This window comes from Rhodococcus sp. YH1, from assembly GCF_009939605.1.
Taxonomy (GTDB): domain Bacteria; phylum Actinomycetota; class Actinomycetes; order Mycobacteriales; family Mycobacteriaceae; genus Rhodococcus; species Rhodococcus aetherivorans.
Genome location: NZ_WVTE01000233.1, coordinates 18819 through 45101, shown reverse-complemented (window position 1 = coordinate 45101; position 26283 = coordinate 18819). Strand labels below are relative to the sequence as shown.

The following is a 26283-nucleotide window of genomic DNA, read 5'->3' as shown; positions in this document are numbered from 1 at the left end:
GGTGCGTCCTTCGGGCGGCAGGAACAGCCCGAAGGACGCACCGGTGCCTACGGCACCCGGCGGACTGCACCCTTGTCGGCCGAGGTGGCCAACGCGGCGTAGGCGCGCAGGGCGGTGGTGACCGTGCGCTGCCGGTCGACCGGCAGCCACGGGCGCTCCGAAGCCTCCATCTTGGCGCGCCGCTCGGCGAGGACGGCGTCGTCGACGAGGACCTCGAGGGTGCGCGTGGGGACGTCGATGCGGATCCGGTCACCGTTCTCGAGCAGACCGATGACGCCGCCGGACGCCGCCTCGGGCGAGATGTGGCCGATCGACAGTCCCGACGTGCCGCCGGAGAACCGGCCGTCGGTGATCAGGGCGCACTGCTTGCCCAGTCCCGCGCCCTTCAGGAACGCGGTGGGATGCAGCATCTCCTGCATGCCCGGCCCGCCCGACGGTCCCTCGTAGCGGACCACGACGACGTCCCCGGGCTGCACCTTCTTGCCGAGGATCACCGACACGGCCTCCTCCTGCGACTCGACGACCAACGCCGGGCCCTCGAAGGTGAACAGGTCCTCGTCGATGCCGGCGGTCTTGAGGATCGCGCCGTCCGGAGCGAGGTTGCCGCGCAGGACGACCAGTCCGCCCTCGACGGTGTAGGCGTGCTCGACGTCCCGGATGCAGCCGGCCGCGGCGTCCGTGTCCAGCGACGACCAGCGGTTGGCGGTGGAGAACGGCTCGGTGGTGCGGACACCGCCGGGGGCCGCATGGAACAGCTCGATCGCCTCGTCGGAGGCCTTGCCGGAGCGCACGTCCCACGTATCGAGCCACTCGTCGAAGCTCGTCGTGTGGACCGTGGTCACGTCCGTCTCGAGCAGCCCGGCGCGGCGCAGCTCGCCGAGGATCGCGGGGATGCCGCCGGCCCGGTGGACGTCTTCCATGTGGTAGTCCGAGTTGGGGGAGACCTTCGCCAGGCACGGCACCTTGCGGCTGATGGCGTCGATCGTGCCGAGGTCGAAGTCGACCTCGCCCTCCTGCGCCGCGGCGAGCGTGTGCAGCACGGTGTTGGTCGAGCCGCCCATCGCGACGTCGAGCGCCATGGCGTTGCGGAACGCGGCGGGGGAGGCGATGTTGCGCGGCAGGACCGACTCGTCCTCGTCCCGGTACCAGCGCAGCGCCGCCTCGACGACCGTGGTGCCGGCCCGCTCGAACAGCGCCCGGCGTGCCGCGTGGGTGGCCAGCGTCGACCCGTTGCCGGGCAGTGCCAGTCCGAGCGCCTCGGTCAGGCAGTTCATGGAGTTCGCGGTGAACATGCCCGAGCACGACCCGCACGTGGGGCAGGCGCTGCGCTCGACCTCGTCGAGGCCGTCGTCGCTGACGGCGTCGTTGGCCGACGCCGAGATCGCGGTGATCAGGTCGGTGGGGGCCTGCGCGACACCGCCGACGACCACCGCCTTGCCGGCCTCCATCGGGCCGCCCGAGACGAACACCGTCGGGATGTTCAGGCGCATCGCGGCATTGAGCATGCCGGGGGTGATCTTGTCGCAGTTGGAGATGCACACCAGCGCGTCGGCGGTGTGCGCATTGACCATGTACTCCACCGAGTCGGCGATGATCTCGCGGCTGGGCAGCGAGTACAGCATGCCGCCGTGGCCCATGGCGATCCCGTCGTCGACGGCGATGGTGTGGAACTCGCGCGGCACACCGCCGGCGGCCCGCACCGCCTCGGCGACGATCTCGCCGACGTCCTTGAGGTGGACGTGGCCGGGCACGAACTGCGTGTAGGAGTTCGCGATCGCGACGATCGGCTTGCCGAAGTCGGAGTCGGTCATGCCGGTGGCGCGCCACAGGGCGCGGGCCCCGGCGGCGTTGCGTCCGGCGGTGGTGGTGCGTGACCTCAACGGGGGCATCGGGTTCCTCGGGGGCTAGGGCTGCTTCGGGGCTGGGGCTGCTTCGGGGCTGTGTGCTGCGCGGGCGCGGCGACGCCGGGGACCGGGCTCCGCCGGACGGGGCCGGAGCGGGCCTGGGCGGCTTCGAATTTACTCGTGTGCTATTTCGACTCGACGTCCGCGTCCGGCTCGGTGTCCGCGGCCTGCTCCCGTGCCTCCGCCTCGCGCGCGGCCGCATACGGGTCGGTGATGCGACCGCCGCTACCGGCGGCGAGCTGGGGGAGACGGCCGAACGTGACGACCGGCAGGGGTACCTCGGTGCCGTCGGTGCGGCGGGCGCGTGCCCAGCCCCGCTTGGGGAATCGCAGGCCGTCGAGTTCGTCCCAGGCCAGGGTCCGGGTCGAGAACGCGGACCGGGCGGTGATGCCCTCGGGCCCGACGACGGTGCGCACCCGCAGCACCCACGCGCCGACGAGGAACGGAATCACCACCATCCAGCCGAACGCGGCGGGCCAGGCCAGGGCCGGGGAGGCCACTCCGAGCAGCACGAACCCACATGCGAGCAGCGCGAGCCGGGAAATCTGGATGACCTGCGGCTGCTGTTCGGCCGTATGGGATGATGGGCGTGGTGGCACGGGCTGCTGTGGAGATGACACCTCACCATCTTCCCATTGCAGCCGAGGCATCTCACATTCTGGGACAGGTGACCGAACCAAGTTGACTGTCGGACCTTCGCGCGCCTACCGTCGAGCGCGTGAATCAGAATGGGTTGCTCGTAATCGGCCGGCGCGTCGTCGCCTGAGCCGCTTCTCGCAACTCGCCCACGACGCGCCACCCTCGTACAGCAGATGCTGCTGACGGGGGTTTTTTGTTGCCCGGAGCCAGAACCAGAGGAATCGCAGTGAGCGCACCAACCGCAAGGCCTCAACCTTCGCCGCGCAAGCCCGGGGCCGCAGCCCCGTCGCCCGCGGCCGCGGCCACCCAGTCCGGTAACCGTCGCCAGGTCGCCCCCGAGCGGGTCACCGGCGCACAGTCGGTGGTCCGGGCCCTCGAGGAGCTCGAAGTCGACACGGTATTCGGCATTCCGGGCGGTGCGATCCTCCCCGTCTACGACCCGCTGTTCGACTCGCAGAAGGTCCGGCACGTGCTGGTCCGCCACGAGCAGGGCGCCGGCCACGCCGCGACCGGATACGCCCAGGCCTCCGGCAAGGTCGGCGTGTGCATGGCCACCTCCGGCCCCGGCGCCACCAACCTCGTCACCCCGCTCGCCGACGCGCAGATGGACTCCGTCCCCGTCGTGGCGATCACGGGTCAGGTCGGCCGCGGTCTGATCGGCACCGACGCCTTCCAGGAGGCGGACATCTCGGGCATCACCATGCCGATCACCAAGCACAACTTCCTCGTGACCGACGGCGCCGAGATCCCCCGCGTCCTCGCCGAGGCGTTCTACCTGGCCGCGTCCGGCCGTCCCGGCGCGGTGCTCGTGGACATCCCGAAGGACATCCTGCAGGCCCAGACCACCTTCAGCTGGCCCCCGGAGATGCACCTGCCCGGCTACCGTCCCGTGACCAAGCCGCACGGCAAGCAGGTCCGTGAAGCCGCCCGCCTGATCGCCGAGGCGAAGTCGCCCGTGCTGTACATCGGCGGCGGTGTCATCAAGGCCGAGGCCTCTCCGGAGCTGCTCGAGCTGGCCGAGCTCACCGGCATCCCGGTCGTCACGACGCTCATGGCGCGCGGTGCGTTCCCCGACACTCACCGGCTCAACTGCGGCATGCCCGGCATGCACGGCACCGTCGCGGCGGTCGCCGCCCTGCAGAAGTCCGATCTGCTGATCACGCTCGGCGCGCGGTTCGACGACCGCGTCACCGGTCAGCTCGACTCGTTCGCGCCCGGCGCGAAGGTCATCCACGCGGACATCGACCCGGCCGAGATCGGCAAGAACCGGCACGCCGACGTGCCGATCGTGGGTGACTGCAAGGAGGTGATCGTCGAGCTGATCGAGGCGATCCGTGCGGATCTCGCGACGGGCACCACGCTCGAGTACGCCCAGTGGTGGGAGTACCTGGACGGGATCCGCCGCACCTACCCGCTCAGCTACGACCGGCCCGCCGACGGCATGCTCTCGCCGGAGTTCGTGATCCAGAAGGTCGGCAAGCTCGCCGGACCGGAGGCGATCTACTGCGCCGGCGTCGGCCAGCACCAGATGTGGGCCGCGCAGTTCATCGACTACGAGAAGCCACGGACCTGGCTCAACTCCGGCGGCCTGGGCACCATGGGCTACGCCGTTCCGGCGGCCATGGGCGCCAAGATGGGCGTGCCCGACGCCGAGGTGTGGGCCATCGACGGCGACGGCTGCTTCCAGATGACCAACCAGGAACTGGCGACCTGCGCGGTGGAGGGTGTGCCGATCAAGGTCGCGCTCATCAACAACGGCAACCTCGGCATGGTGCGGCAGTGGCAGACGCTGTTCTACGAGGAGCGGTACTCGAACACGGACCTGGCCACCCACACCCTGCGCATCCCCGACTTCGTCAAGCTGGCCGAGGCTCTGGGCTGCGTCGGCATCCGCGTCGAGCGCGAGGAGGAGGTCGAGGACGCGATCCGCCAGGCGCAGTCGATCAACGACCGTCCGGTGGTCATCGACTTCATCGTCGGCAAGGACGCCCAGGTGTGGCCGATGGTCGCCGCGGGCACCGGCAACGACGAGATCATGGCGGCGCGGGGCATCCGCCCGCTGTTCGACGAGGACGAGGCGGCCGCCGAGCCGGCCGTCATCCACGAGGCACTCGAGCACGAGAAGCACCCGGACCAGCGCGGCGCCGCAGCAGCAGGAGAGGATCGTCAGTGAGCACCAGTCACACCCTCAGCGTTCTCGTCGAGGACAAGCCGGGCGTGCTGGCCCGCGTGGCGAGCCTGTTCTCCCGCCGCGGGTTCAACATCGAATCCCTCGCGGTGGGCGGCACCGAGATCCCCGAGATCTCCCGGATGACGATCGTCGTCACCGTCGACGAGTTCCCCCTCGAGCAGGTGACCAAGCAGCTCAACAAGCTCGTCAACGTCATCAAGATCGTCGAGCAGGAAGAGGAGGCCTCGGTCGCCCGCGAGCTGCTGCTGATCAAGGTGCGGGCGGACGCGAGCGTGCGGACGCAGGTCATCGAGACGGTGAATCTGTTCCGCGCCAAGGTGATCGACGTCTCGCCCGAGTCGCTCACGATCGAGGCCACCGGTACCCGGTCCAAGCTCGACGCCCTGCTGCGGATGCTCGAGCCCTACGGCATCCGCGAGATCGTGCAGTCCGGGGTCGTCGCGGTCGGACGCGGTCCGAAGTCGATCACGGCCACCCGTTAGCCTGAACACACCCTTATTTGCTGAGAGAGGTAACAACTGTGGCAGTCGAGATGTTCTACGACGACGACGCCGATCTGTCGATCATCCAGGGCCGCAAGGTCGCGGTGATCGGCTACGGGAGCCAGGGACACGCGCACTCGCTGAGCCTGCGCGACTCCGGTGTCGAGGTGCGCATCGGTCTGAAGGAAGGCTCGAAGTCGCGGGCCAAGGCGGAGGAGGCGGGCCTGGCGGTCGGCACCCCGGCCGAGGTCTCCGAGTGGGCGGACGTCATCATGCTGCTGGCGCCCGACACCGCGCAGGCGTCGATCTTCAAGGAGGACATCGCGCCGAACCTGAAGGACGGCGACGCGCTGTTCTTCGGCCACGGCCTGAACATCCACTTCGGTCTCATCGAGGCGCCGGAGTTCGTCACCGTCGCGATGGTCGCCCCGAAGGGCCCCGGCCATCTCGTGCGCCGCCAGTTCGTCGACGGCAAGGGCGTCCCCGCGCTCATCGCCGTCCACCAGGATCCCAAGGGCGAGGGCCAGGCGCTGGCGCTGTCCTACGCCAAGGGCATCGGCGGCACCCGGGCCGGCGTCATCAAGACCACCTTCAAGGAAGAGACCGAGACCGACCTGTTCGGTGAGCAGGCCGTCCTCTGCGGTGGCACCGAGGAACTGGTCAAGACCGGTTTCGACGTGATGGTCGAGGCCGGCTACGCCCCGGAGATGGCGTACTTCGAGGTGCTGCACGAGCTCAAGCTCATCGTCGACCTCATGTACGAGGGCGGCATCGCCCGCATGAACTACTCGGTGTCCGACACCGCCGAGTTCGGTGGCTACCTCTCCGGGCCGCGCGTCATCGACGCCGGCACGAAGGAGCGCATGAAGGAGATCCTGAAGGACATCCAGGACGGCACCTTCGTCAAGCGTCTCGTCGCCAACGTCGAGGGCGGCAACAAGGAGCTCGAGTCGCTGCGCAAGGAGAACGCCGAGCACGGCATCGAGGTCGTCGGCAAGCAGCTGCGCGACCTGATGAGCTGGGTGGACCGCCCGATCACCGAGACCGCCTGATCGGATCCCGCCGCTTCGACGGCCCGGCACCGCTGTGGTGCCGGGCCGTCGGCGTTCCAGGGTGGATAATGCGCTGATGTCCTGGGGCCTGGGAAAGCTGCCGGGGGTCGTCACGGCCCGCACCTACCGCCGGGAGTGGCTGCGCCCCGACATCACCGCCGGCCTGGCACTCACCGCGCTGCTCATCCCCGCGGGCATGGGCTACGCGACGGCCGCCGGGTTGCCCGCCTACGCCGGCCTGTACGCCACGATCGTCCCGCTGCTGGTGTACGCGCTGGTGGGTCCGTCGAAAGTGCTTGTGCTCGGGCCTGATTCGTCCCTCGCCCCGCTCATCGCCGCGGCGGTGCTCCCGCTCGCCGCGACGGGCGACCCGCAGGAGGCGCTCGCGCTCGCGGGGGTTCTGGCCCTGCTCGTGGGCGTGATCCTCGTCGTCGCCGGCTTCCTGCGCCTCGGTTTCGTCACCGAACTGCTGTCCAAGCCCATCAGGCTCGGCTATCTCAACGGCATCGCGCTGGTCGTCGTGGTCGGTCAGCTCCCGAAACTGCTCGGCTTCTCGATCGACGAGCCGGGCCTGCTCCAGGACACCACCGCGATCGTCCGGGCGGTGGCCGCCGGCGACGTCGACCTCGTCGCGGCGACCGTCGGTGTGGCGTCCCTGGCGGTCATCGTGGCGTTCCGCCTCCTGCGGGCGCGCATCCCGGGTGTCCTGGTCGCCGTGGTCGGGGCGTCCGTGGTGTCCGCGCTGCTCGGCCTCACCGACGAGATCGTCATGGTCGGGGCGCTGCCGTCGGGACTGCCGACGCCCGATGTGGCAGCGGTGAGCTGGGGCGACGTGCTCGCACTGCTCGGCCCGGCGGCCGGCGTCGCGCTCATCGCGTTCGCCGACACCGGCGTGCTCTCGCGCACGTTCGCCGCCCGCCGCGGCGACGACGTGGACGGCAGCACCGAGATGAAGGCCATCGGCGCCGCCAACGTCGCGACCGGGCTGTTCAGCGGTTTCCCCATCTCGGCGAGCTCGTCGCGCACGCCCGTCGCCGAGCAGAACGGTGCCCGCACCCAGCTCGTCGGGGTGGTCGGCGCCGCCGCCGTGCTGCTGTTCGTGCTGCTCGCGCCCGGCGCGACCGCCTATCTGCCCGAGGCGACCCTCGCCGCGGTCGTCCTCGTCGCCGCCTCGGCACTCATCGACGTGCGCGGCGTGATCCGCATGTGGCGGATGAGCCGGATCGAGGCCGGTCTCGCGGCGGCGGCCTTCCTCGGAGTGGCGCTCGTCGGGGTGCTCGAGGGGATTCTCGTCGCCATCGGGCTCTCCTTCGTCGCCGTCGTGGGACACGCATGGTCGCCGTACCGCACCGAACTCGTCGAGCTCACCCGCGTCGCGGGTTTCCACGACATCAACCGCCATCCCGAGGGGCATCGGATCCCGGGCCTGCTGCTCGTGCGGTTCGACGCCCCGCTGTTCTTCGCCAACGGCTCGATCTTCGACGACTACGTCCGCTCGCTGGTCGCGAAATCGCCCGAGCCGGTCGAGTGGGTCGTGATCGCCGCGGAACCGATCACCGGCCTCGACACCACCGCCGTCGACGAACTCGTCGACCTGGACCGGTACCTGGCGGGCAAGGGCATCCACTTGGCCTTCGCCGCGATGAAGGGTCCGATCAAGGACCGGCTGGTGCGGTTCGGGCTGGGAGATCGGTTCACCCGGGACCGCTTCTATCCGACGGTCCGCACCGCCGTCGTCGCGTTCCGGCACCGGCGATCCACCGCGGGTCCCGGCCCCGCATAGCCGGGGCACGGCGTTCCGCCCTCGCGGTCCACTCGCGCCGGGCCGCGGCCTGGTGCAGGGTCCCGGCGAAACGGTGCCCGTGCGAACGGAACTCGTCGGTGGTCTGCGAGCGACGTTCCCCCGGGCGCAGGTTCGCCGGACCACAGGTGCCACCCGGACGGTCCCGCTCCGGAACCGGAATGCGGCTCGCGCCGGGACGGCGGCACCAGGTACCGGATCGGCCGGAGGGCCTTCCCGGCTCGGATTCGCCGGCGTTCGGGTCCGAACGGACCGCGGCCGTGGCGCCGCGGGCGTGGGTCGTTTCGTACCAGTAGGCAACCCATTCCGGGGCCGTGGCCCCGGGGCCACGGCCCGGGCACTAAACTGAGCCCGGTCACGGCTGCATTCGCGCACCTCGGGGTGCGGCGCCGTCGACGACCCGTCAGACAAACCAACCACAGGGGAGTTCGCACGTGAGCCAGAATGGCCGTCCCGTTGTCCTGATCGCCGACAAGCTGGCGCAGTCGACCGTCGATGCGCTCGGTGACGGTGTCGAGGTGCGCTGGGTCGACGGTCCGGACCGTCCCGCGCTGCTCGCGGCGGTGCCCGAGGCGGACGCCCTGCTGGTCCGTTCGGCGACCACGGTCGACGCCGAGGTCCTCGCCGCCGCCACGAGGCTGAAGATCGTCGGTCGCGCCGGCGTCGGCCTCGACAACGTCGACATCCCGGCCGCCACCGAGCGCGGTGTGATGGTCGTCAACGCTCCGACGTCCAACATCCATTCGGCCGCCGAGCACGCCGTGGCGCTGCTGATGGCCACGGCCCGGCAGATCCCCGCCGCCGACCGCACCCTGCGTGAGCGCACCTGGAAGCGTTCGAGCTTCAACGGCACCGAGATCCTGGGCAAGACCGTCGGCGTCGTCGGTCTGGGCCGGATCGGGCAGCTCTTCGCGCAGCGCCTCGCCGCCTTCGAGACCCACGTCATCGCCTACGACCCCTACCTGCCGCCGGCCCGTGCCGCCCAGCTCGGGATCGAACTGGTCGACATCGACGAGCTGATCGAGCGTGCCGACTTCATCTCCGTGCACCTGCCCAAGACCAAGGAGACGGCAGGCCTGATCAACGCCGAGCGGCTCGCGCGGGCCAAGGACGGCGTCATCATCGTCAACGCCGCCCGCGGTGGTCTCATCGACGAGGACGCCCTCCACGACGCCCTCGTCTCCGGCAAGGTTCGCGCCGCCGGCCTCGACGTCTTCCACTCCGAACCCTGCACGGACTCGAAGCTGTTCGACCTCGACAACACCGTCGTCACCCCGCACCTCGGCGCCTCCACGACCGAGGCCCAGGACCGCGCCGGAACCGACGTCGCCAAGAGCGTGCTGCTGGCCCTGGCCGGTGAGTTCGTCCCGGACGCCGTGAACGTCTCCGGCGGCCCGGTCGGCGAGGAGGTCGCACCGTGGCTCGAGCTCGTGCGCAAGCTCGGCCTGATCGCCGGCACCCTCTCGCCGGAGGCGGTGCAGAACGTGCAGGTCGTCGCCAGCGGCGAACTCTCCGCGGAGAACGTCGAGATCCTCGGCCTCGCCGCGCTGCGCGGCCTGTTCTCCGCCAGCAGCGACGAGCCGGTCACCTTCGTCAACGCCCCGGCCCTCGCCGAGCAGCGCGGCGTGAGTGTCGAGGTCGACAAGCACAGCGAGGCCTCCACCCACCGCAGCGCGGTGGAGGTCCGCGCCGTGGCCGCCGACGGTCTCGTCACCACCGTCACCGGTGCGCTGACCGGCCTGCAGCAGATCGAGAAGATCGTCAACATCAACGGCCGCAGCTTCGACCTGCGCGCCGAGGGCCACAACCTCGTCGTCCACTACGAGGATCGCCCGGGCGTGCTCGGTGTCCTCGGCACGGTCCTCGGCAACGCCGGGATCGACATCCAGGCGGCGGCACTGAGCCAGGACGTCGAGGGCCCCGGCGCCACGGTGATCCTGCGGGTCGACCGGGTCGTCGGCGACACCGAGGTCGCGCAGATCGTGGAGCGGCTCGACGCCCGCGTCGCGCAGGTCGACCTGTCCTGAACCACCCCCCGCTGTATCCGATGGCCGCGATCGTCGAGCACGGTCGCGGCCGTCGTCGCGAAGAGGAAGAGAGTGTGTGCCCATGAAGCTTGCGGTCATCCCCGGTGACGGCATCGGTGTCGAGGTCACGGCCGAGGCCCTCAAGGTGCTCAGGACGCTGGTCCCCGATCTCGAGACCACCGAGTACGACCTCGGTGCCCGGCGGTACAACGCCACCGGGGAACTGCTCCCGGACGCCGACCTGGCGGCGATCCGCGCGCACGACGCGATCCTGCTCGGCGCCATCGGCGACCCGTCCGTCACCCCGGGCGTGCTCGAGCGGGGCCTGCTGCTGAACATGCGGTTCGCGCTCGATCACCACGTCAACCTGCGGCCGTCGCGGCTGTACCCGGGGGCGAAGTCCCCGCTCGCGGCGCAGCCGGAGATCGACTTCGTCGTGGTGCGGGAGGGCACCGAGGGCCCCTACACCGGCAACGGCGGCGCCATCCGCGTCGGCACCCCCCACGAGATCGCCACCGAGGTCTCGGTCAACACCTGGTTCGGTGCCGAGCGCGTCGTGCGTTACGCCTTCGAGCTCGCGCAGAGCCGGCGCAAGCACCTCACCCTGATCCACAAGACCAACGTGCTCTCCAACGCCGGTGCCATCTGGACGCGTGCGGTCGAGACGGTGGGCGCGGAGTACCCGGAGGTCGAGATGGCCTACTGCCACATCGACGCCGCCACCATCTACATGGTCGACGACCCGGGCCGGTTCGACGTGATCGTGACCGACAACCTGTTCGGCGACATCATCACCGATCTCGCCGGTGCGGTCACCGGGGGCATCGGCCTGGCGGCCAGCGGCAACATCGATGCCTCCGGCACCAACCCGTCGATGTTCGAGCCGGTCCACGGCAGCGCCCCGGACATCGCGGGCAAGGGCATCGCCGACCCGACCGCGGCGATCCTGTCGGTCGCCCTGCTGCTGCGCCACCGCGGCCGGGCGGACGAGGCGGCCCGGGTCGAGCGTGCGGTCGAGGCGGACCTCGCCGCCCGCGGCACGGGCCCGATCGTGACCACGGAGGTCGGCGACCGCATCGCGGCCGCCCTCTGATCCGGTCTCGGTGCGGCCTCCCGGTGTCCGGGAGGCCGCACCGGCTCATTTGCGGGGGACCAGGGGCACCGCGGCGGCCGGGATCAGCGCGGCGAGCGCGAACGCCGCGGGAAAGCCGGCCAGTGCGATGAGCCCGCCGAACGCGGGACCCACGCACGCCGCCGCGACGAACTGGCCGGTGTTCTGGATGCCGAGCGCGCGGCCACCCCAGAACGGTCCCGCGATCTCGGCGACGGCGGTGAAGGCCAGCCCGTTCGGGGCCACCGTCGTCACCGATGCCACGATCAGCAGCGCGACGGCGACGGCCGAGTCGGTGAGCGCGGCGGCCGCGAGCGCTGCCATGGACAGCACGACGGAGAGCGCCACGAGCCGCAGCGGCCGCAGGCGGCTGCCGACCCGGTCGGACCACCCGCCGGCGGCGACGCGACCGAGCGCACCGAGGAACTGCGCGGCGGTGATGACCAGGCCCGCGGCGGACTCGGTCCAGCCGCGCTCGGAGATCAGCCACACCAGCGCGTAGGTCCACACCACGTACTGGGGCACCACCAGCAGCACCGACGCGGCGTGGATCCGTTGCAGCGACCGCCCGGCACGGTAGGGGTTGTCGAGCAGGCCGAGCTCTGCGGCCCGGCCGCGTTCCGGCCGCGGTGGGTCGACGATGCCGACCGCGCACGCCACCGCGGCGACGGCACACACCGAGGCGGAGAAGGCCAGGGCCGAGCCGATTCCGTGGTCGCGCGCGAGCGGCGGAATGGTCAACGCGGCGACGGCGACGCCGAGCGGCAGCGACATCTGCCGGATCCCCATGGCGAGACCACGCTGGTGCGGCGGGAACCAGCCGACGACGACGCGACCGCTCGCGGCGTTGGCGCTCGCCGCGGCGGCACCACCGAGAGCGAGCATGAGCGCGAGCATCGGCAGGGTCCCGCTGGCGGCGGCTGCGGCCGTGGCCGCCGCAGCCAGTGCGAGCCCTGCGGCCAGGACCCGCCGCTCGCCGAACCGGTCGGCCAGGGCACCCCACGCGACGAGGCTGAACACGACCCCGAATATCGGCGCGGCCGAAAGTGTTCCGGCCTGGGCGAGCGTGAGTCCGCGATCCTCGTGGAGTGCGGGGATGAGGAAGGCGGCGCCGTTGACGAGGACCGCCTGGGCCGCCTGCGCGAACACGCCGAGCGCCAGGATGACCCAGCGCCGCGCGCCGATGTCCCGAACCGTCATGTCATCTCACTATCTGAAACAAAATTCCCGTATTGTGAACTTCCCGGTGGCAGCCTATACCTGCGTCCCGTGGTCCGCAGGGCCGCCAGCGGCGACACGGATAGACTCCCCGGCATGCGCCTTGGTCGAATTGCCAGCCCGGACGGTGTCGCCTTCGTCAGCATCGAGGGAGAGGGGGACGCCGCGACGGCGAAGGAGATCGCCGAACACCCCTTCGGCACCCCGACCTTCACCGGCCGCAGCTGGCCGCTCGCCGACGTCCGGCTGCTCGCGCCGATCCTGGCGAGCAAGGTGGTCTGCGTCGGCCGCAACTACGCCGCCCATGCGGCCGAATCCGGGAACGAGGTTCCCGACGAGCCGGTGATCTTCCTCAAGCCGAACACCTCCATCGTCGGCCCGGGGGCGCCGATCGTGCTCCCGCCGAGCAGCGGCCTCGTCCACCACGAGGCGGAGCTCGCCGTCGTCATCGGCCGTCCCTGCAAGGACGTTCCGGCCGCGAAGGCCCTCGACGTCGTCCTCGGCTACACCGTCGCCAACGACGTCTCCGCGCGCGACCATCAGCAGCAGGACGGGCAGTGGACGCGGGCCAAGGGGCACGACACGTTCTGTCCCCTCGGCCCGTGGATCGAGACGAACATCGATCCCTCGGATCTCGAGATCTCCGCGGAGGTCGACGGGCAGACGCGCCAGCGCAGCCGAACGTCGTTGATGGTGCACGACATTCCGAAGCTGATCGAGTGGATCTCGGCGGTGATGACGCTGCTGCCGGGCGACGTGATCCTCACCGGGACCCCGGAGGGGGTCGGGCCGATCGTCGACGGCAACACCGTCTCGATCACCGTCGAGGGCATCGGCACGCTGATGAATCCGGTGACCGCCAAGCGCAGGTAGCAGGCGGACCGCGGCTTCGCGGCCGGCACGCCCGGGACTAGCCTGGAGGGGACTTTTCGATCCCTCGACCCGAGTGAGCCATGACCAACAGCGAAGTACGCGTTCGTTTCTGTCCGTCCCCGACCGGAACCCCGCACGTGGGCCTCGTGCGCACCGCCCTGTTCAACTGGGCTTTCGCCCGTCACCACGGCGGCACCTTCGTGTTCCGCATCGAGGACACCGACGCCGCCCGCGACACCGAGGAGTCGTACCAGGCGATCCTCGACGCGCTCCGGTGGCTCGGCCTCGACTGGGACGAGGGTCCCGAGGTGGGCGGCCCGTACGAGCCGTACCGGCAGTCGCAGCGCCGCGACCTGCATCTCGACGTCGTCGCCAGGCTGCTCGAGGCGGGCGAGGCGTACGAGTCGTTCTCCACGCCCGAGGAGGTCGAGGCGCGCCACCGCGCGGCCGGCCGCGACCCGAAGCTCGGCTACGACAACCACGACCGCGATCTGACCGCGGAGCAGCGGCAGGCGTACCGCGACGAGGGGCGCAAGCCCGTGGTGCGGCTGCGCATGCCCGATCACGACCTGACGTGGAACGACCTGGTGCGCGGCGAGACCACGTTCAAGGCCGGCACCGTGCCCGACTTCGCCCTCACCCGCGGCAACGGCATCCCGCTGTACACGCTCGTCAATCCCGTCGACGATGCCCTGATGCGGATCACCCACGTGCTGCGCGGCGAGGATCTGCTCTCGTCGACCCCGCGCCAGCTCGCGCTCTACGAGGCGCTGCAGCGCATCGGCGTGACCGATTTCACGCCCGAGTTCGGCCACCTGCCGTTCGTGATGGGGCAGGGCAACAAGAAGCTCTCCAAGCGCGACCCCGAGTCCAACCTGTTCATCCACCGCGACCGTGGCTTCATCGCCGAGGGACTGCTCAACTACCTCGCGCTCCTCGGCTGGGGCCTGGCCGACGACCGTGACGTCTTCTCGCTCGACGAGATGGTCGCCGCCTTCGACATCGCCAAGGTCAACTCGAATCCGGCCCGGTTCGACCAGAAGAAGGCCGACGCCATCAACGCCGAGCACATCCGCATGCTCGAACCGGCCGACTTCGCGGCCCGGCTGAAGGCGTTCCTCGTGGAGCACGGGCACATCACCGGTGACGTCGACGACGCCCGGTTCGCGGTGGCGGCCGAGCTGGTCCAGACCCGCATCGTGGTGCTCTCGGACGCGTGGGACCTGCTGAAGTTCCTCTACCTGGCCGAGGCCGACTTCACGCTCGACGAGGCGGCCGCGGCCAAGAACCTCGGCCCCGACGCCGCGCCCGTGCTGGACGCGACGATCGCCGCGGCCGACGGTGTGGCCGAGTGGAGCGCGGCGGCCCTCGAAGAGGCCCTCAAGGCCGCGCTGATCGACGAGCTCGGCCTCAAGCCCCGCAAGGCCTTCGCGCCGGTGCGCGTGGCGCTCACGGGCTCGCACATCAGCCCGCCCCTGTACGAGTCGATGGAACTGCTCGGCCGGGACGTCTCGCTCACGCGCCTGCGTGCCGCCCGGGCCCGCATCGCCTGAGCGGTGCCGGGCCGGCCGCGGCGCCCCCGCGGTCGGCCCGGCGTCGCGCAGGTTGTGGATTTACCCGCTCTGACCTGGCGATTTGTTATTGGGGGCACCCATGGTGCTAACCTTCTTCTCGGTTCGGAACGGAGGCCGCAGCGCCGCGAGGCAGGTCTTCGGAACAAGCCATTGGGGTATGGTGTAATTGGCAACACAGCTGATTCTGGTTCAGCCATTCTAGGTTCGAGTCCTGGTACCCCAGCGTCTGCCCGGTGATTTTGTCACCGAGCCTCGGCCGGTTAAGCTGGCTGAGCTTCCCGCCGCAGGGTGGGAGGAGCAACAGAGAAGAAAGTTCCTGGCCCCGTCGTCTAGCGGCCTAGGACGCCGCCCTCTCAAGGCGGTAGCGCGGGTTCAAATCCCGTCGGGGCTACCACGGACGGCCCTTCGATCGCGAGTTCGAAGGGCGTTCTTCTCTGAGCAGTGAAAGTTCCTGGCCCCGTCGTCTAGCGGCCTAGGACGCCGCCCTCTCAAGGCGGTAGCGCGGGTTCAAATCCCGTCGGGGCTACCACGCGAAGGTCCCTCCGATCCACGGATCGGAGGGACCTTCGCTGTTTGTGCTCGTCATCCGCTCTTGCGCCGGAAATTGCGGCGGTGGTCGGCGCTGCCGTGCGGCGCCTGCGCCTTGGCCCTCCCGTCGAGATGGTCCGAGCCGCGACGGGCGTGCTGATTCTTGCGCTCGAGGGCTGCGCGGAACTGCTCCGCGATCCGGTCCCCGCTCGGGTCGTTCATCGCTGTCTCCCTTCCCTCGCCCGGAGCTCGGTCCGGGACATCCCGGAATCTAACTCGGCAACCCGGCGTCTGTCGCCCGGTTTTCCAGGGCCTCGAACAGGTACGGTGCCGTGCTGCCGCCGATCGGCATCGCCGGCATCCCGAGCTTGCGGTGGTCCCAGGACCGGGTCCGGTCCGCGACGACCCGCACCGCGACGCGCTTGTGCATCATCTGCTCGACCGCGGGCCGCAACTCCGCGGTGTAGGGGCCGGTGTAGCGTTCCCACACGCTGCGGCACACCTCGAACAGCACCTCTCGATCCTCGACCACCTCGGCATGCCCCTCGAGCGAGACGCCGCGCAGGGTGTCGTAGGTGTGGCCGTCCTCGACCAGGGCGCTGATCCGGTTGTCGCGCCGCAGATTGACCGCCTTCTGCGATTTCAGCTTCGTCTCGAACCAGATCTCGCCGTCCAGCACCGCGTACCACATCGCGACGAGGTGCGGGAGGCCGCCGGGGCCGATCGTCGCCATCGTCGCGACGCGGCTGCGTTCGAGAAAGTCGCCGATCTCGGCGTCGGTCATCGTGATCTGTGTGCGCTGGTTGGTTCCCATCCGTGCACTGTCGCACAGGAGCCGGCGGGTGGACGGGCTACTGCAGTCGCTTCTGCAGCGCGTCGGCGGCCGCCAGCAGGTCCGCGGCCCAGCGCGCCCCGGGCCGGCGGCCCATGCGGTCGACGGGTCCCGAGACGGAGATCGCGGCCACGACGGCCCCGGATGCATCGCGCACGGGGGCGGCCACCGAGGCGACCCCGGGTTCGCGTTCGGCGACGCTCTGCGCCCAGCCCCGGCGCCGGACTTCGGCGAGGACCCGCTCGCCGAATGCGGCCTCCGGCAGGATCGCCCGCTGCGTCGCGGCGTCGGCCCAGGCGAGCAGGACCCTGGCTCCGGACCCGGCGGTCATCGGCAGCCGGGCCCCCACGAGGACGGTGTCGCGCAGGCCCGTCGGGGGTTCGAGGGCCGCGACGCACACCCGGTGGGTGCCCTCCCGTCGATACAACTGCACGCTCTCGCCGGTGATCTCGCGCAGGCGCGGCAGCACGAGCGAGGCGGCGTCGACGAGTGCGTCGCCCGCGCCTGCCGACAGTTCGGCCAGACCGGGACCCGGCCGCCACTGGCCGTCACCGTCGCGGGCGAGCAGCCGGTGCACCTCGAGCCCGACCGCGAGCCGGTGGGCGGTGGCGCGGGGAAGTCCGGTGCGGGCGCACAGTTCGGTGAGAGTGCAGGGCTGCTCCGCCACTGCATGGAGGACGGCCATCGCTTTGTCCAGCACTCCGATCCCGCTATGCTGTCTCATAGGTCGATACCTCCGTCTCGCATAATGGGAAGCATAACCCACGCGGAACCGGGCGGGGACGACAGCATTCGCGGCCCGGGACAGCCCCGAGAACGGGATCCGCGTTCGTCACGTACGACAGGTGGAGAAGATGGCTGGAAAGACTCTGGCGGAGAAGGTGTGGGACCAGCACGTGGTCGTGCGCGGTACGGGAGAGGGCGCGGCGCGACAGCCGGACCTGATCTACATCGATCTGCATCTCGTGCACGAGGTCACGAGCCCGCAGGCGTTCGACGGTCTGCGGTTGGCGGATCGGCCCGTGCGGCGGCCGGACCTCACCATCGCGACCGAGGACCACAACGTGCCCACGGTCGACATCGACAAGCCCATCGCCGACCCCGTCTCGCGCACCCAGGTCGAGACGCTGCGCCGCAACTGCGAGGAGTTCGGCATCCGGCTGCATCCGATGGGTGACGTCGAACAGGGCATCGTCCACGTCGTCGGACCGCAGCTCGGCCTGACGCAGCCGGGCATGACGGTGGTGTGCGGCGACAGCCACACCTCCACCCACGGCGCCTTCGGTGCCCTGGCGATGGGCATCGGCACGAGCGAGGTCGAGCACGTGCTGGCAACCCAGACACTGTCGCTGCGCCCGTTCAAGACCATGGCGATCACCGTCGACGGCGCACTGCCGCCCGGCGTCACGAGCAAGGATCTGATCCTCGCCGTCATCGCCCGGATCGGCACCGGCGGCGGCCAGGGCTACGTGCTCGAGTACCGCGGCGAGGCGATCCGGAAGCTGTCGATGGAAGCACGGATGACCATCTGCAACATGTCCATCGAGGCGGGCGCCCGGGCCGGGATGATCGCGCCCGACGAGATCACCTACGAGTTCCTGAAGGGCCGCCCGCACGCCCCCCAGGGCGCGGACTGGGACGCCGCGGTGGCCGCGTGGGAGCAGTTGAAGACCGACGAGGACGCGGTTTTCGACGCCGAGGTCCACATCGACGGCTCGTCCCTGACGCCCTTCGTCACGTGGGGCACCAACCCCGGCCAGGGCGCGCCCCTCGGCGCGTCGGTGCCCGACCCGGAGGCGATGGCGGACGAGGGTGAGCGCCTCGCGGCCGAGAAGGCGCTGCGGTACATGGGACTCGAGCCCGGAACCCCGCTGCGTGAGGTGCCGGTCGACACCGTCTTCGTCGGCTCGTGCACCAACGGCCGGATCGAGGATCTGCGCGCCGTTGCGGAAGTTCTCCAGGGCCGCAAGGTCGCCGACGGCGTTCGTATGCTCGTCGTACCCGGATCGATGCGCGTTCGTGCCCAAGCCGAAGCCGAAGGTCTCGGTGAGGTCTTCACGGCCGCGGGCGCGGAATGGCGCCAGGCCGGCTGCTCGATGTGCCTGGGCATGAATCCGGATCAGCTGGCGCCGGGCGAGCGCTGTGCATCGACCTCGAACCGGAACTTCGAAGGCCGCCAGGGCAAGGGCGGGCGCACCCACCTCGTCTCGCCTGAGGTCGCCGCGGCGACCGCGGTGCGCGGCACTCTCTCCGCTCCGGCGGATCTGGACTAGGTCACGGAACCGAAGGAGAATTTCGATGGAAGCCTTCACCACTCACAAGGGCATCGGCGTTCCGCTGCGCCGGTCGAACGTCGACACCGACCAGATCATCCCCGCGGTGTATCTGAAGCGGGTCACTCGAAGCGGATTCGAGGACGGGCTGTTTGCCGCCTGGCGCACGGATCCGGCCTTCGTACTGAACACTCCGCCGTTCGACCGGGGCAGTGTCCTCGTGGCCGGGCCGGATTTCGGCACCGGGTCCTCCCGCGAGCACGCCGTGTGGGCGCTGTCCGATTACGGCTTCCGCGTCGTGATCTCGTCCCGCTTCGCCGACATCTTCCGGGGCAACTCCGGAAAGGCCGGACTGCTGGCCGCTCAGGTCGAGCAGCCGGACGTCGAATTGCTCTGGAAACTCATCGAACAACAGCCGGGACTGGAGCTGGAGGTCGACCTCGAGCATCGCACCGTGACCGCCGGAACCACCGTGGTGCCGTTCAGCATTGACGACTACACCCGGTGGCGTCTGCTGGAGGGTCTCGACGACATCGGGCTCACGTTACGGCAGGTAGAGGCGATTTCCGAGTTCGAAAACGCAAGGCCGTCTTGGAAACCGCGGACCCTCCCGGCGCCCTGATCCGGCCCCGAATCGGGCCTGGGCGGGCCGGATCCGACGACACGTTCGGATCCGGCCCGCCTGTAATTTGCATGAGAATTGGCGTGGCACATAGACTCTTGCCCGTTTGCGGGTCTACCGTGGACTCGAGTCGGTCTGACGGTGGACCGTTATGTGCGGAGGAATGCAATGAACAAGGCAGAGCTGATCGATGTTCTGACCGAAAAACTCGGTTCGGACAGGCGCACTGCAACGGCGGCCGTGGAGCACATGGTCGACGCGATCGTGCGCGCAGTGCACTCGGGTAAGAGCGTCACGATCACCGGCTTCGGCGTCTTCGAGCAGCGCCGCCGCGCGGCGCGGGTCGCGCGCAACCCGCGCACGGGTGAGACCGTGAAGGTCAAGCCGACGTCGGTGCCGGCGTTCCGCCCCGGCGCGCAGTTCAAGGCGGTCATCGCCGGCAGCCAGAAGCTCCCCGCGACCGGTCCGGCCGTCAAGCGGGGCGCGGCTGCCGCGGCGAAGAAGACCGCGGCCGCGAAGAAGACCGCGGCCAAGAAGACCGCGGCGGCGAAGAAGACTGCCGCCAAGGCAGCTCCGGCGAAGAAGGCGACCACGGCGGCCAAGGCTCCGGCCAAGACCACCGCGGCGAAGAAGACCACGGCGGCCAAGGCTCCGGCCAAGACCACCGCGGCCAAGAAGACCACGGCGGCGAAGAAGACCACGGCGGCCAAGGCTCCGGCCAAGACCACCGCGGCCAAGAAGACCACCGCGGCGAAGAAGACCACCGCGGCCAAGGCTCCGGCCAAGACCACCGCGGCCAAGAAGACCACCGCGGCGAAGAAGACCACCGCGGCCAAGGCTCCGGCCAAGAAGACCACCGCGGCCAAGAAGGCGCCGGCCCGGAAGGCTGCAGCCAAGAAGTAGGGCTGCTGGGAGTAGGGCTGCCGAGAACTAGGGCTGCCAACCGGATACCGTCCGTTCGGCGGCCATCGGGGGGAACCTCGATGGCCGCCGAAGCGCGTTCAGGCGGGCCCGGCGGGCAGCGGGCTGTCGATGTGGTCCACCGCGACGAGCCGGTCGCCGGCGAGCGACAGCACCCACGTGCTGCCCTTGCGGTTACGCGTGTTCGGCGCGGTGATCCCGTCGTGCTCGGCCCACCATTGCACAAGGTCCGGGATCACCTTGCCCTGGCTGCAGATCACCGGCACCCCGCCGCGCTGGGCGAGGTCGAGCACCCGCTTGCGCCCGAGTTGCGGGTCGGCGCTGTACTCCTCCTCCGTGAGGGAGGGTTCGACGGCAACGTCGATCCCGAGCCGGTCCGCGAGCGGTTGCACCGTCTGCACGCAGCGTGCCCGGTCCGCGGCGACCACGCTGTCGGCGCCGAACGCGAGCAGTTGCGGAACGAGGGCCTGGGCCTGGGCACGGCCCGCCGCGTCGAGCGGCCGGTCCCGATCGTCGCCCCGGTGATTCCTGCGGCTGCCGGCCTTGGCATGCCGCACGATCAGCACCGTCGCCGTGTCCGGCGGCAGGGCCTGGAAGCGGCGCAGCACCGTGTGGTCCATCGGGTACGACAGGGCCGCGAAGGCGTCGTCGGGTGCGAGCCAGCGCAGCTCGTCGACCTCGTCGTTGGGGGTGAACTCCCCGCTGCACTTCTCGGCGGCCCAGTAGTCCACCCGCTTGAGCTTGCGGTGACCCGGCACCGGGTAGGTGACCTTGCCGAGATACCGGCCGAGACGCGCCGAAATCCCGGTCTCCTCCTCGATCTCGCGCAGGGCGGCGACGATCGGGGTCTCGCCGGGATCGAGCTTGCCCTTGGGGAAGGACCAGTCGTCGTAACGCGGCCGGTGCACGACCGCCACGTCGAAACGGTTCCGGTCGGTCGGATTCCGTCGCCAGAGGACAGCCCCGGCGGCGAAGATGTTGGCTCGCATTGCGTTGTCGGAAACGGGGGACACCGACATCCTTCCGATCAGGAGCTACGGCTACGCATGAGCTCTTCTTGATGGTCACGGGCCGCGGTTCCGGGAGCCGGCGACGCGAGCCAGGTTCCGTCGGCCCGCAACGTCCAGCACCGGGTGGCCGGGTCGAGCGCCGACTCGAAGATCGAGTCGAGTTGCGCCGCCAGTCGGGGATCCTTCACCTGTGCCATCACCTCCACCCGGCGATCGAGGTTGCGATGCATCATGTCGGCGCTGCCGATCCAGATCTCGTCGGCTGCCCGGAAATGCAGGACGCGCGAGTGCTCCAGGAACCGCCCGAGGATGGACCGCACCGTGATGTTCTCGCTCAGTCCGGGTACTCCGGGCTTGAGCGCGCAGATGCCGCGCACGACGATCTCCACCGGCACCCCCGCGCAGGAGGCGCGGTACAGCGCGTCGATGACCTGCTCGTCGACCAGCGCATTGGCCTTCAGGCGGATCCGGGCGTCGCGACCGGCCGCGTGGTGCTCGATCTCGGCGTCGATCCGTTCGATGATGCCCGCCCGCACGCCGTGCGGGGCCACGAGCAGGTTGCGGTACTTCGCCATCCGCGAGTAACCGGTGAGCGTGTTGAACAGATCGGTCAGGTCCGCGCCGATCTCCGGGGCGGCGGTGAGCAGGCCGACGTCCTCGTAGAGCCGGGCGGTCTTCGGGTTGTAGTTGCCGGTACCGATGTGGCAGTAGCGGCGGATGAGCGAGCCCTCCCGGCGGACCACGAGGCACGTCTTGCAGTGGGTCTTCAGTCCCACCAGGCCGTACACCACGTGCACGCCGGCCTGTTCGAGCTTGCGGGCCCACTTGATGTTCGCCTGCTCGTCGAAGCGGGCCTTGATCTCCACCAGCGCCACCACCTGCTTGCCGGCCTCCGCCGCGGCGATCAGTGCGTTGACGATGGGGGAGTCGCCGGAGGTGCGGTAGAGGGTCTGCTTGATCGCGAGCACCTGGCTGTCGGCTGCGGCCTGCTCGATGAACCGTTGCACGCTGGTGGAGAAGGAGTCGTAGGGGTGGTGCACCAGCACGTCGCCCTCGCGCAGCGTCGAGAACACGCTCTTGGGGGTCTCGCGTTCGCCGAACGCGGGGTGCGTGGCCGGCACGAACGGCCGGTCCTTCAGGTCGGGGCGGTCCACGCCGTGCACCTGCCACAGGCTCGACAGGTCCAGCAGTCCCGGCAGCTGCACCACGTCGGCGGGATCGACGTCGAGCTCGCGCAGCAGCAGTTCGAGCATGTGCTCGGTCATGTCGTCGGCGACCTCGAGACGCACGGGAGAACCGAAGCGGCGACGGGCGAGTTCCCGCTCGAGCGCCTGGAGGAGATCCTCGTCGCGGTCCTCCTCGACCTCGAAGTCGGCGTTGCGCGTGACCCGGAAGGCGTGGTGCTCGACGATTTCCATGCCGGGGAACAGCACGTCGAGATGTGCCGCGATGAGTTCCTCGAGAGGCAGGAACGCGTCGATCTCGTCCGGGGAGCCTTCCCGGCGGACCCGGACGAAGCGATCGACGTTGTCCGGCACCTTCACCCGCGCGAAGTGCTCCCCGGCGGACTCCAGATCCTTCACGGTGACAGCGAGGTTGAGGCTCAGCCCGCTGATGTACGGGAACGGGTGTGCCGGATCGACCGCGAGGGGCGTCAGTACCGGGAACACCTGCTCGACGAAGTACGCGGTCAGGCGCTGTTTTTCGTCGTCGGTCAGATCCTCCCAGTCGATGATGGAAATGCCTTCGGCGGTCAGGGCGGGCAGGACCGAATCGAGGAAGACGAGAGCGTGCCGGCGCGCGATCTCCTGGGTGCTGCGCGCGATGAGCGCGAGTTGCGCTCGTGGCGACAGCCCGTCGGCGGAGCGGACCGACAGGCCGGTTTCGGCACGGCGCTTGAGGCCGGCGACACGCACCATGTAGAACTCGTCGAGGTTCGAGGCGAAGATCGCAAGGAACTTGGCGCGTTCGAGGAGCGGCAGAGACGTGTCCTCGGCCAGCGCGAGCACTCGCGCGTTGAAGTCGAGCCAGCTCAGTTCCCGGTTGAGGTAGCGGTCCAGCGGCAAGCCGTCGGCGACCGCCTGCAGCATCGTGGCTGCGGGCGGGGCACTCGGCGCCGAGGCCGAACGGGTGGCGGTGGTGCCGTCGAGTCCGGCTCCGCCGTCGCCGGATGCCCCGGCGAACCCGGGAGGTTCGGTGTCGATGCGCTGGTCCGTGGAATCGCCGTGTTTCACACGTCGATCATCCCTCAGTTTCGGAACGGCGGACAATCCGTCGACGTACGTCACCCGAAGTCGGGATGACGAACGGGCATCGGCCATCCGATCCGCTCCAGAGCCGAGGCCGTCGCGGGCCCCACGCCCTGCGCCGTGGCGGCCTCGAGATCGGCGACGGTGTCCACGTCGAGCCGCAGTCCCGGCCAGTCCCCGGCCAGGGGGTGGGCTCCCGCCCGCACGTGACGGTGCGCCGAGTCCGGACCGAACAGCGGGTGCAGCGGTTCGGTCCTGCAGTGCAGCAGCGCCGAGGTGCCGGTGCCGGTGTGGTCCACGACGACCGCCCGGCCGACCTCGCGCGCCGCGGTCAGGGCCGCGGACAGTTCGGCGGGCCGCAGGGCCGGCAGGTCCGCGTGCAGCGCGACCAGATCCACGCCGGGCTCGCGGGACCGCACCCGCCGGGCCGCAGCGGCGAGCGCCGCATTCAGCGGATCGACGGCGGTGCCGGCCGTGTCGACGGCGGGGGGATCGGCGAGCGTGTGCGCCCCCGCGCGGAGAGCCAGCGCGGCGACATCGGCGTCGGTGGTGATCACGGTGACGGCGAGCCCCTCGACCGCCAGCGCCGCGTGGAGGGTGTCGTCGAGCATCGCGAGCACCAGGGCCGCTCGGGTGCCGGGGTCGAGGACGTGCGCCAGCCGCGACTTCGCCAGGCCGAGGGCCTTGACGGGAATCAGCGCGTGCGCGGCGGTCATGGTCGTCGATTCTGCCAGTCGGCGACGAGGACGGTCGCGGGCGCGGCGGTGGGCGATACTGGAGCGGTCGCGGCGGTGGTCTGCGGACGGGATCGGACACGAGTAAGGGGACTGCGTGAGCAAGGCTGCGGTGTTGGGTGCGGGGTCGTGGGGGACGGCCTTCGCGAAGGTACTGGCGGAGGCCGGAACGGACGTGACGATCTGGGCGCGGCGCGCGGAGGTGGCCGAGGCGATCGCCGCCCGGCACGAGAACCCGGACTATCTGCCGGGCGTCGAGTTGCCCTCGACGTTGCGCGCCACCGCGGATCACCGCGTCGCACTCGACGGAGTGGACTTCCTCGTCCTCGCGGTGCCGTCGCAGACGCTGCGCGCGAATCTCGGGGCGTGGCGCGACGACATCGGTTCCGACGCGACCCTGCTGAGCCTGGCGAAAGGCATCGAGGGCGGCACCCTCATGCGGATGAGTCAGGTGATCGCCCAGGTGACCGGTGCCGAACACGACCGCATCGCGGTGTTGTCCGGGCCGAATCTCGCCCGCGAGATCGCCGATCGGCAGCCCGCCGCCACGGTGATCGCGTGTTCCGACTCCACTCGGGCGCTCGAGATTCAAAGAGCATGTGCAACAGGGTATTTCAGGCCCTACACGAACACCGACGTGATCGGCTGCGAGATCGGCGGCGCGTGCAAGAACGTCATCGCGCTCGCGTGCGGCATGGCCGCCGGTGTCGGCCTCGGCGACAACACGATCGCCTCCATCATCACCCGTGGGCTGGCCGAGATCACCCGGCTGGGAACTGCCCTCGGTGCCAAGCCGACCACCCTGGCCGGGCTGGCGGGTGTCGGCGACCTCGTGGCCACGTGCACCTCGCCGCTGTCGCGTAACCGTTCGTTCGGGGAGCGACTGGGCAGGGGAGGGACGCTCGAAAGCGCCCAGGAGGCCACGCACGGCCAGGTGGCCGAGGGGGTCAAGTCGTGCACCTCCGTCCGGGCGCTGGCGGCCAGTTACGACGTGGAGATGCCGCTCACCGACGCCGTGCACCGCGTCTGCTACGAGGGCATGTCGGTGCCCGAGGCGATCGGGCTGCTGCTCGGCCGCCGGATCAAGCCGGAGTGAGACCGTGCCGGGTGACTCCACACGCTGCGTGAAAGCGGTTGCTGCCGAACATATTCCAGGGGCTCCGCTGCAGCCCGGTCCGGTCCTCGCCGCCCCCTACCAGCTCGGCGCGGAGGGCACGGAGACCGACACCTACGCCCGCGCCTCGAATCCCGGTTGGCGTGCCCTCGAATCCGCGCTGGCCGCGCTCGAGGGCGCGGCCGCGGCCCGGGTCGTCGGGTCCGGGATGTCCGCGGTCACCGTCGCGCTGCGGGCGCTGACCCGTGGCGGCGGCACCGTCGTCGTCCCCGCCGACGGGTACTACCAGGTGCGCGAATACGCGCGGGAACGCCTCGAGCCCCTCGGGATCACGGTCCACGAACTCACCGCCGCCCAGTTCGGCGACGGCAGTCTCCGCGCTGTCCTCGCCGGCGCCGGCGAGGGCGCGCTCGTGCTGGCCGAGACCCCGTCGAACCCGGGACTGGACGTCGTCGATCTGCGCGCCACCGCGGCGCTGTGCCGGACGGCCGGCGCCCTGCTGCTGGTGGACAACACCACCGCCACCCCGCTGGGGCAGCAGCCGCTCGCGCTGGGCGCGGACATCGTCGTCGCCAGCGGCACGAAATCGCTCAGCGGGCACAGCGATCTGCTGATGGGGTACCTCGCTGTCGCCGACGATGCACTCGTGCCGGCCCTCGACCGGGAGCGCCTGCTCTCCGGGACCGTCCTCGGCCCGTTCGAGACGTGGCTGGCGCACCGCAGCCTGGGCACCGCCGGGCTGCGCTTCGACCGGCAGTGCGCCAACGCGCTCGCCGCGGCGTCGATGCTGCGCGAGCATCCCGCCGTGCGCGGCGTCCGCTACCCCGGTCTGGGCGACGATCCCGCCCACCCCGTCGCCGCGGCACAGATGCGCCGGTTCGGGCCGCTGGTGACGTTCCGGCTCGACGGCGAACAGCAGTTCCACCGGTTCGTCGCGGCGAGCGAGCTCGTCACCGCCGCGACCAGTTTCGGGGGCATCCACACCACCGCCGACCGGCGCGCCCGCTGGGGCGATCCCGTACCGGCCGGCTTCGTGCGATTGTCCTGCGGGATCGAGGACACCGCCGACCTGCTCGACGATCTCGACCGCGCGCTCTCCCGGTGCTGAGCAGGACTCGGGTATCTACC

General features: G+C 70.4%; 22 protein-coding genes and 3 tRNA genes. 16 read left to right on the top strand and 9 right to left on the bottom strand.

The features are described 5' to 3' along the window. Nucleotides 1-47: 47 nt before the first annotated feature. Nucleotides 48-1889, bottom strand: coding sequence for a dihydroxy-acid dehydratase (gene ilvD / locus AIIKEEIJ_RS20915; RefSeq protein WP_029544422.1), 1842 nt, complete (start codon nt 1887-1889; stop codon nt 48-50). Nucleotides 1890-2029: 140 nt separating this feature from the next. Continuing rightward, nucleotides 2030-2503 (bottom strand): PH domain-containing protein, encoded by a 474-nt coding sequence (locus AIIKEEIJ_RS20910; RefSeq protein ID WP_029544420.1) that lies wholly within the window; start codon nt 2501-2503, stop codon nt 2030-2032. Nucleotides 2504-2769: 266 nt separating this feature from the next. Here AIIKEEIJ_RS20910 and AIIKEEIJ_RS20905 point away from each other — a divergent pair, with 266 nt between their 5' ends. The 6 genes from AIIKEEIJ_RS20905 (at nt 2770) to AIIKEEIJ_RS20880 (ending at nt 11189) form a co-directional block, all read left to right on the top strand. After that, the gene (locus AIIKEEIJ_RS20905) at nt 2770-4716 is read left to right on the top strand and encodes an acetolactate synthase large subunit (protein WP_161996480.1); all 1947 of its coding nucleotides are present in this window, start codon (nt 2770-2772) and stop codon (nt 4714-4716) included. After that, nucleotides 4713-5216 carry an acetolactate synthase small subunit gene (gene ilvN / locus AIIKEEIJ_RS20900; protein WP_006934252.1) on the top strand — a complete coding sequence of 168 codons (504 nt, stop codon included), beginning with the start codon at nt 4713-4715 and terminating at the stop codon, nt 5214-5216. Before AIIKEEIJ_RS20905 ends, ilvN begins: the two co-directional genes overlap by 4 nt. A 50-nt stretch (nt 5217-5266) precedes the next feature. Continuing rightward, entirely contained in the window at nt 5267-6268 is a 1002-nt protein-coding gene (gene ilvC, locus AIIKEEIJ_RS20895; RefSeq protein WP_202917364.1) for a ketol-acid reductoisomerase, read from the top strand. Between the two features lie 76 nt (nt 6269-6344). After that, entirely contained in the window at nt 6345-8051 is a 1707-nt protein-coding gene (locus AIIKEEIJ_RS20890; RefSeq protein WP_161996478.1) for a SulP family inorganic anion transporter, read from the top strand. A gap of 452 nt (nt 8052-8503) precedes the next feature. Further along, nucleotides 8504-10096 carry a phosphoglycerate dehydrogenase gene (serA, locus tag AIIKEEIJ_RS20885; RefSeq protein WP_006934257.1) on the top strand — a complete coding sequence of 531 codons (1593 nt, stop codon included), beginning with the start codon at nt 8504-8506 and terminating at the stop codon, nt 10094-10096. An 82-nt stretch (nt 10097-10178) separates the two neighbouring features. Continuing rightward, nucleotides 10179-11189: a 3-isopropylmalate dehydrogenase gene (locus AIIKEEIJ_RS20880; RefSeq protein WP_161996477.1), complete on the top strand. Its 1011-nt coding sequence runs from the start codon at nt 10179-10181 to the stop codon at nt 11187-11189. A 45-nt stretch (nt 11190-11234) separates the two neighbouring features. Here AIIKEEIJ_RS20880 and AIIKEEIJ_RS20875 read toward each other — a convergent pair whose 3' ends face one another. After that, on the bottom strand, nt 11235-12407 hold the full coding sequence (locus tag AIIKEEIJ_RS20875) for an MFS transporter (protein WP_006934259.1): 1173 nt from the start codon (nt 12405-12407) through the stop codon (nt 11235-11237). Nucleotides 12408-12521: 114 nt separating this feature from the next. Between AIIKEEIJ_RS20875 and AIIKEEIJ_RS20870 the strand changes: the two genes are divergently transcribed. The 5 genes from AIIKEEIJ_RS20870 (at nt 12522) to AIIKEEIJ_RS20850 (ending at nt 15401) form a co-directional block, all read left to right on the top strand. Further along, nucleotides 12522-13298 (top strand): fumarylacetoacetate hydrolase family protein, encoded by a 777-nt coding sequence (locus AIIKEEIJ_RS20870; protein WP_161996476.1) that lies wholly within the window; start codon nt 12522-12524, stop codon nt 13296-13298. Between the two features lie 80 nt (nt 13299-13378). Further along, on the top strand, nt 13379-14851 hold the full coding sequence (gltX, locus tag AIIKEEIJ_RS20865) for a glutamate--tRNA ligase (protein WP_161996475.1): 1473 nt from the start codon (nt 13379-13381) through the stop codon (nt 14849-14851). 172 nt (nt 14852-15023) lie between these two features. Further along, nucleotides 15024-15095, top strand: a tRNA-Gln gene (locus AIIKEEIJ_RS20860). Between the two features lie 95 nt (nt 15096-15190). After that, nucleotides 15191-15266: transfer RNA gene (locus AIIKEEIJ_RS20855), tRNA-Glu, on the top strand. Between the two features lie 59 nt (nt 15267-15325). Further along, nucleotides 15326-15401 (top strand) — tRNA-Glu (locus AIIKEEIJ_RS20850). 53 nt (nt 15402-15454) lie between these two features. Here AIIKEEIJ_RS20850 and AIIKEEIJ_RS20845 read toward each other — a convergent pair. Genes AIIKEEIJ_RS20845 through AIIKEEIJ_RS20835 form a run of 3 tightly spaced genes read right to left on the bottom strand, consistent with a single transcriptional unit; the run spans nt 15455 to nt 16956 of the window. Beyond that, nucleotides 15455-15622: a DUF5302 domain-containing protein gene (locus AIIKEEIJ_RS20845; protein WP_006934262.1), complete on the bottom strand. Its 168-nt coding sequence runs from the start codon at nt 15620-15622 to the stop codon at nt 15455-15457. Between the two features lie 49 nt (nt 15623-15671). Further along, on the bottom strand, nt 15672-16214 hold the full coding sequence (locus AIIKEEIJ_RS20840; RefSeq protein WP_006934263.1) for a pyridoxamine 5'-phosphate oxidase family protein: 543 nt from the start codon (nt 16212-16214) through the stop codon (nt 15672-15674). A gap of 37 nt (nt 16215-16251) precedes the next feature. Continuing rightward, nucleotides 16252-16956, bottom strand: a complete 705-nt coding sequence (locus AIIKEEIJ_RS20835) for an IclR family transcriptional regulator (protein WP_029544405.1) — start codon at nt 16954-16956, stop codon at nt 16252-16254. Between the two features lie 130 nt (nt 16957-17086). Between AIIKEEIJ_RS20835 and leuC the strand changes: the two genes are divergently transcribed. The 3 genes from leuC (at nt 17087) to AIIKEEIJ_RS20820 (ending at nt 20030) form a co-directional block, all read left to right on the top strand. Then, a complete protein-coding gene (gene leuC / locus AIIKEEIJ_RS20830) occupies nt 17087-18505 on the top strand; it encodes a 3-isopropylmalate dehydratase large subunit (RefSeq protein WP_029544403.1) in 1419 nt (472 codons plus the stop codon). Nucleotides 18506-18530: 25 nt separating this feature from the next. Next, entirely contained in the window at nt 18531-19127 is a 597-nt protein-coding gene (gene leuD / locus AIIKEEIJ_RS20825; protein ID WP_006934268.1) for a 3-isopropylmalate dehydratase small subunit, read from the top strand. Between the two features lie 168 nt (nt 19128-19295). Further along, nucleotides 19296-20030: an HU family DNA-binding protein gene (locus tag AIIKEEIJ_RS20820; protein ID WP_043796505.1), complete on the top strand. Its 735-nt coding sequence runs from the start codon at nt 19296-19298 to the stop codon at nt 20028-20030. 98 nt (nt 20031-20128) lie between these two features. Here AIIKEEIJ_RS20820 and AIIKEEIJ_RS20815 read toward each other — a convergent pair whose 3' ends face one another. The 3 genes from AIIKEEIJ_RS20815 to cofC are packed head-to-tail and all read right to left on the bottom strand — an operon-like array spanning nt 20129 to nt 24023. After that, a complete protein-coding gene (locus AIIKEEIJ_RS20815; protein ID WP_029544399.1) occupies nt 20129-21067 on the bottom strand; it encodes an NUDIX hydrolase in 939 nt (312 codons plus the stop codon). An 8-nt stretch (nt 21068-21075) separates the two neighbouring features. After that, a complete protein-coding gene (locus AIIKEEIJ_RS20810; protein ID WP_029544397.1) occupies nt 21076-23292 on the bottom strand; it encodes an RNA degradosome polyphosphate kinase in 2217 nt (738 codons plus the stop codon). Between the two features lie 50 nt (nt 23293-23342). Continuing rightward, nucleotides 23343-24023, bottom strand: coding sequence for a 2-phospho-L-lactate guanylyltransferase (gene cofC / locus AIIKEEIJ_RS20805; protein ID WP_043796499.1), 681 nt, complete (start codon nt 24021-24023; stop codon nt 23343-23345). 115 nt (nt 24024-24138) lie between these two features. Between cofC and AIIKEEIJ_RS20800 the strand changes: the two genes are divergently transcribed. Together AIIKEEIJ_RS20800 and AIIKEEIJ_RS20795 are read left to right on the top strand one after the other, a co-directional pair. Then, nucleotides 24139-25137 (top strand): NAD(P)H-dependent glycerol-3-phosphate dehydrogenase, encoded by a 999-nt coding sequence (locus tag AIIKEEIJ_RS20800; RefSeq protein ID WP_006933747.1) that lies wholly within the window; start codon nt 24139-24141, stop codon nt 25135-25137. Between the two features lie 4 nt (nt 25138-25141). Continuing rightward, nucleotides 25142-26263 carry a cystathionine gamma-lyase gene (locus AIIKEEIJ_RS20795; protein ID WP_006933748.1) on the top strand — a complete coding sequence of 374 codons (1122 nt, stop codon included), beginning with the start codon at nt 25142-25144 and terminating at the stop codon, nt 26261-26263. Nucleotides 26264-26283: the final 20 nt, after the last annotated feature.

Excerpts from the sequence above, each read along its gene's own strand:
- ilvD (WP_029544422.1), bottom strand. The coding sequence starts at position 1,889 with ATGCCCCCGTTGAGGTCACGCACCACCACCGCCGGACGCAACGCCGCC.
- ilvC (WP_202917364.1), top strand. The coding sequence starts at position 5,267 with ATGTTCTACGACGACGACGCCGATCTGTCGATCATCCAGGGCCGCAAG.
- AIIKEEIJ_RS20890 (WP_161996478.1), top strand. The coding sequence starts at position 6,345 with ATGTCCTGGGGCCTGGGAAAGCTGCCGGGGGTCGTCACGGCCCGCACC.
- AIIKEEIJ_RS20880 (WP_161996477.1), top strand. The coding sequence starts at position 10,179 with ATGAAGCTTGCGGTCATCCCCGGTGACGGCATCGGTGTCGAGGTCACG.
- AIIKEEIJ_RS20875 (WP_006934259.1), bottom strand. The coding sequence starts at position 12,407 with ATGACGGTTCGGGACATCGGCGCGCGGCGCTGGGTCATCCTGGCGCTC.
- AIIKEEIJ_RS20870 (WP_161996476.1), top strand. The coding sequence starts at position 12,522 with ATGCGCCTTGGTCGAATTGCCAGCCCGGACGGTGTCGCCTTCGTCAGC.
- gltX (WP_161996475.1), top strand. The coding sequence starts at position 13,379 with ATGACCAACAGCGAAGTACGCGTTCGTTTCTGTCCGTCCCCGACCGGA.
- AIIKEEIJ_RS20845 (WP_006934262.1), bottom strand. The coding sequence starts at position 15,622 with ATGAACGACCCGAGCGGGGACCGGATCGCGGAGCAGTTCCGCGCAGCC.
- AIIKEEIJ_RS20840 (WP_006934263.1), bottom strand. The coding sequence starts at position 16,214 with ATGGGAACCAACCAGCGCACACAGATCACGATGACCGACGCCGAGATC.
- AIIKEEIJ_RS20835 (WP_029544405.1), bottom strand. The coding sequence starts at position 16,956 with ATGAGACAGCATAGCGGGATCGGAGTGCTGGACAAAGCGATGGCCGTC.
- leuC (WP_029544403.1), top strand. The coding sequence starts at position 17,087 with ATGGCTGGAAAGACTCTGGCGGAGAAGGTGTGGGACCAGCACGTGGTC.
- leuD (WP_006934268.1), top strand. The coding sequence starts at position 18,531 with ATGGAAGCCTTCACCACTCACAAGGGCATCGGCGTTCCGCTGCGCCGG.
- AIIKEEIJ_RS20820 (WP_043796505.1), top strand. The coding sequence starts at position 19,296 with ATGAACAAGGCAGAGCTGATCGATGTTCTGACCGAAAAACTCGGTTCG.
- AIIKEEIJ_RS20815 (WP_029544399.1), bottom strand. The coding sequence starts at position 21,067 with ATGTCGGTGTCCCCCGTTTCCGACAACGCAATGCGAGCCAACATCTTC.
- cofC (WP_043796499.1), bottom strand. The coding sequence starts at position 24,023 with ATGACCGCCGCGCACGCGCTGATTCCCGTCAAGGCCCTCGGCCTGGCG.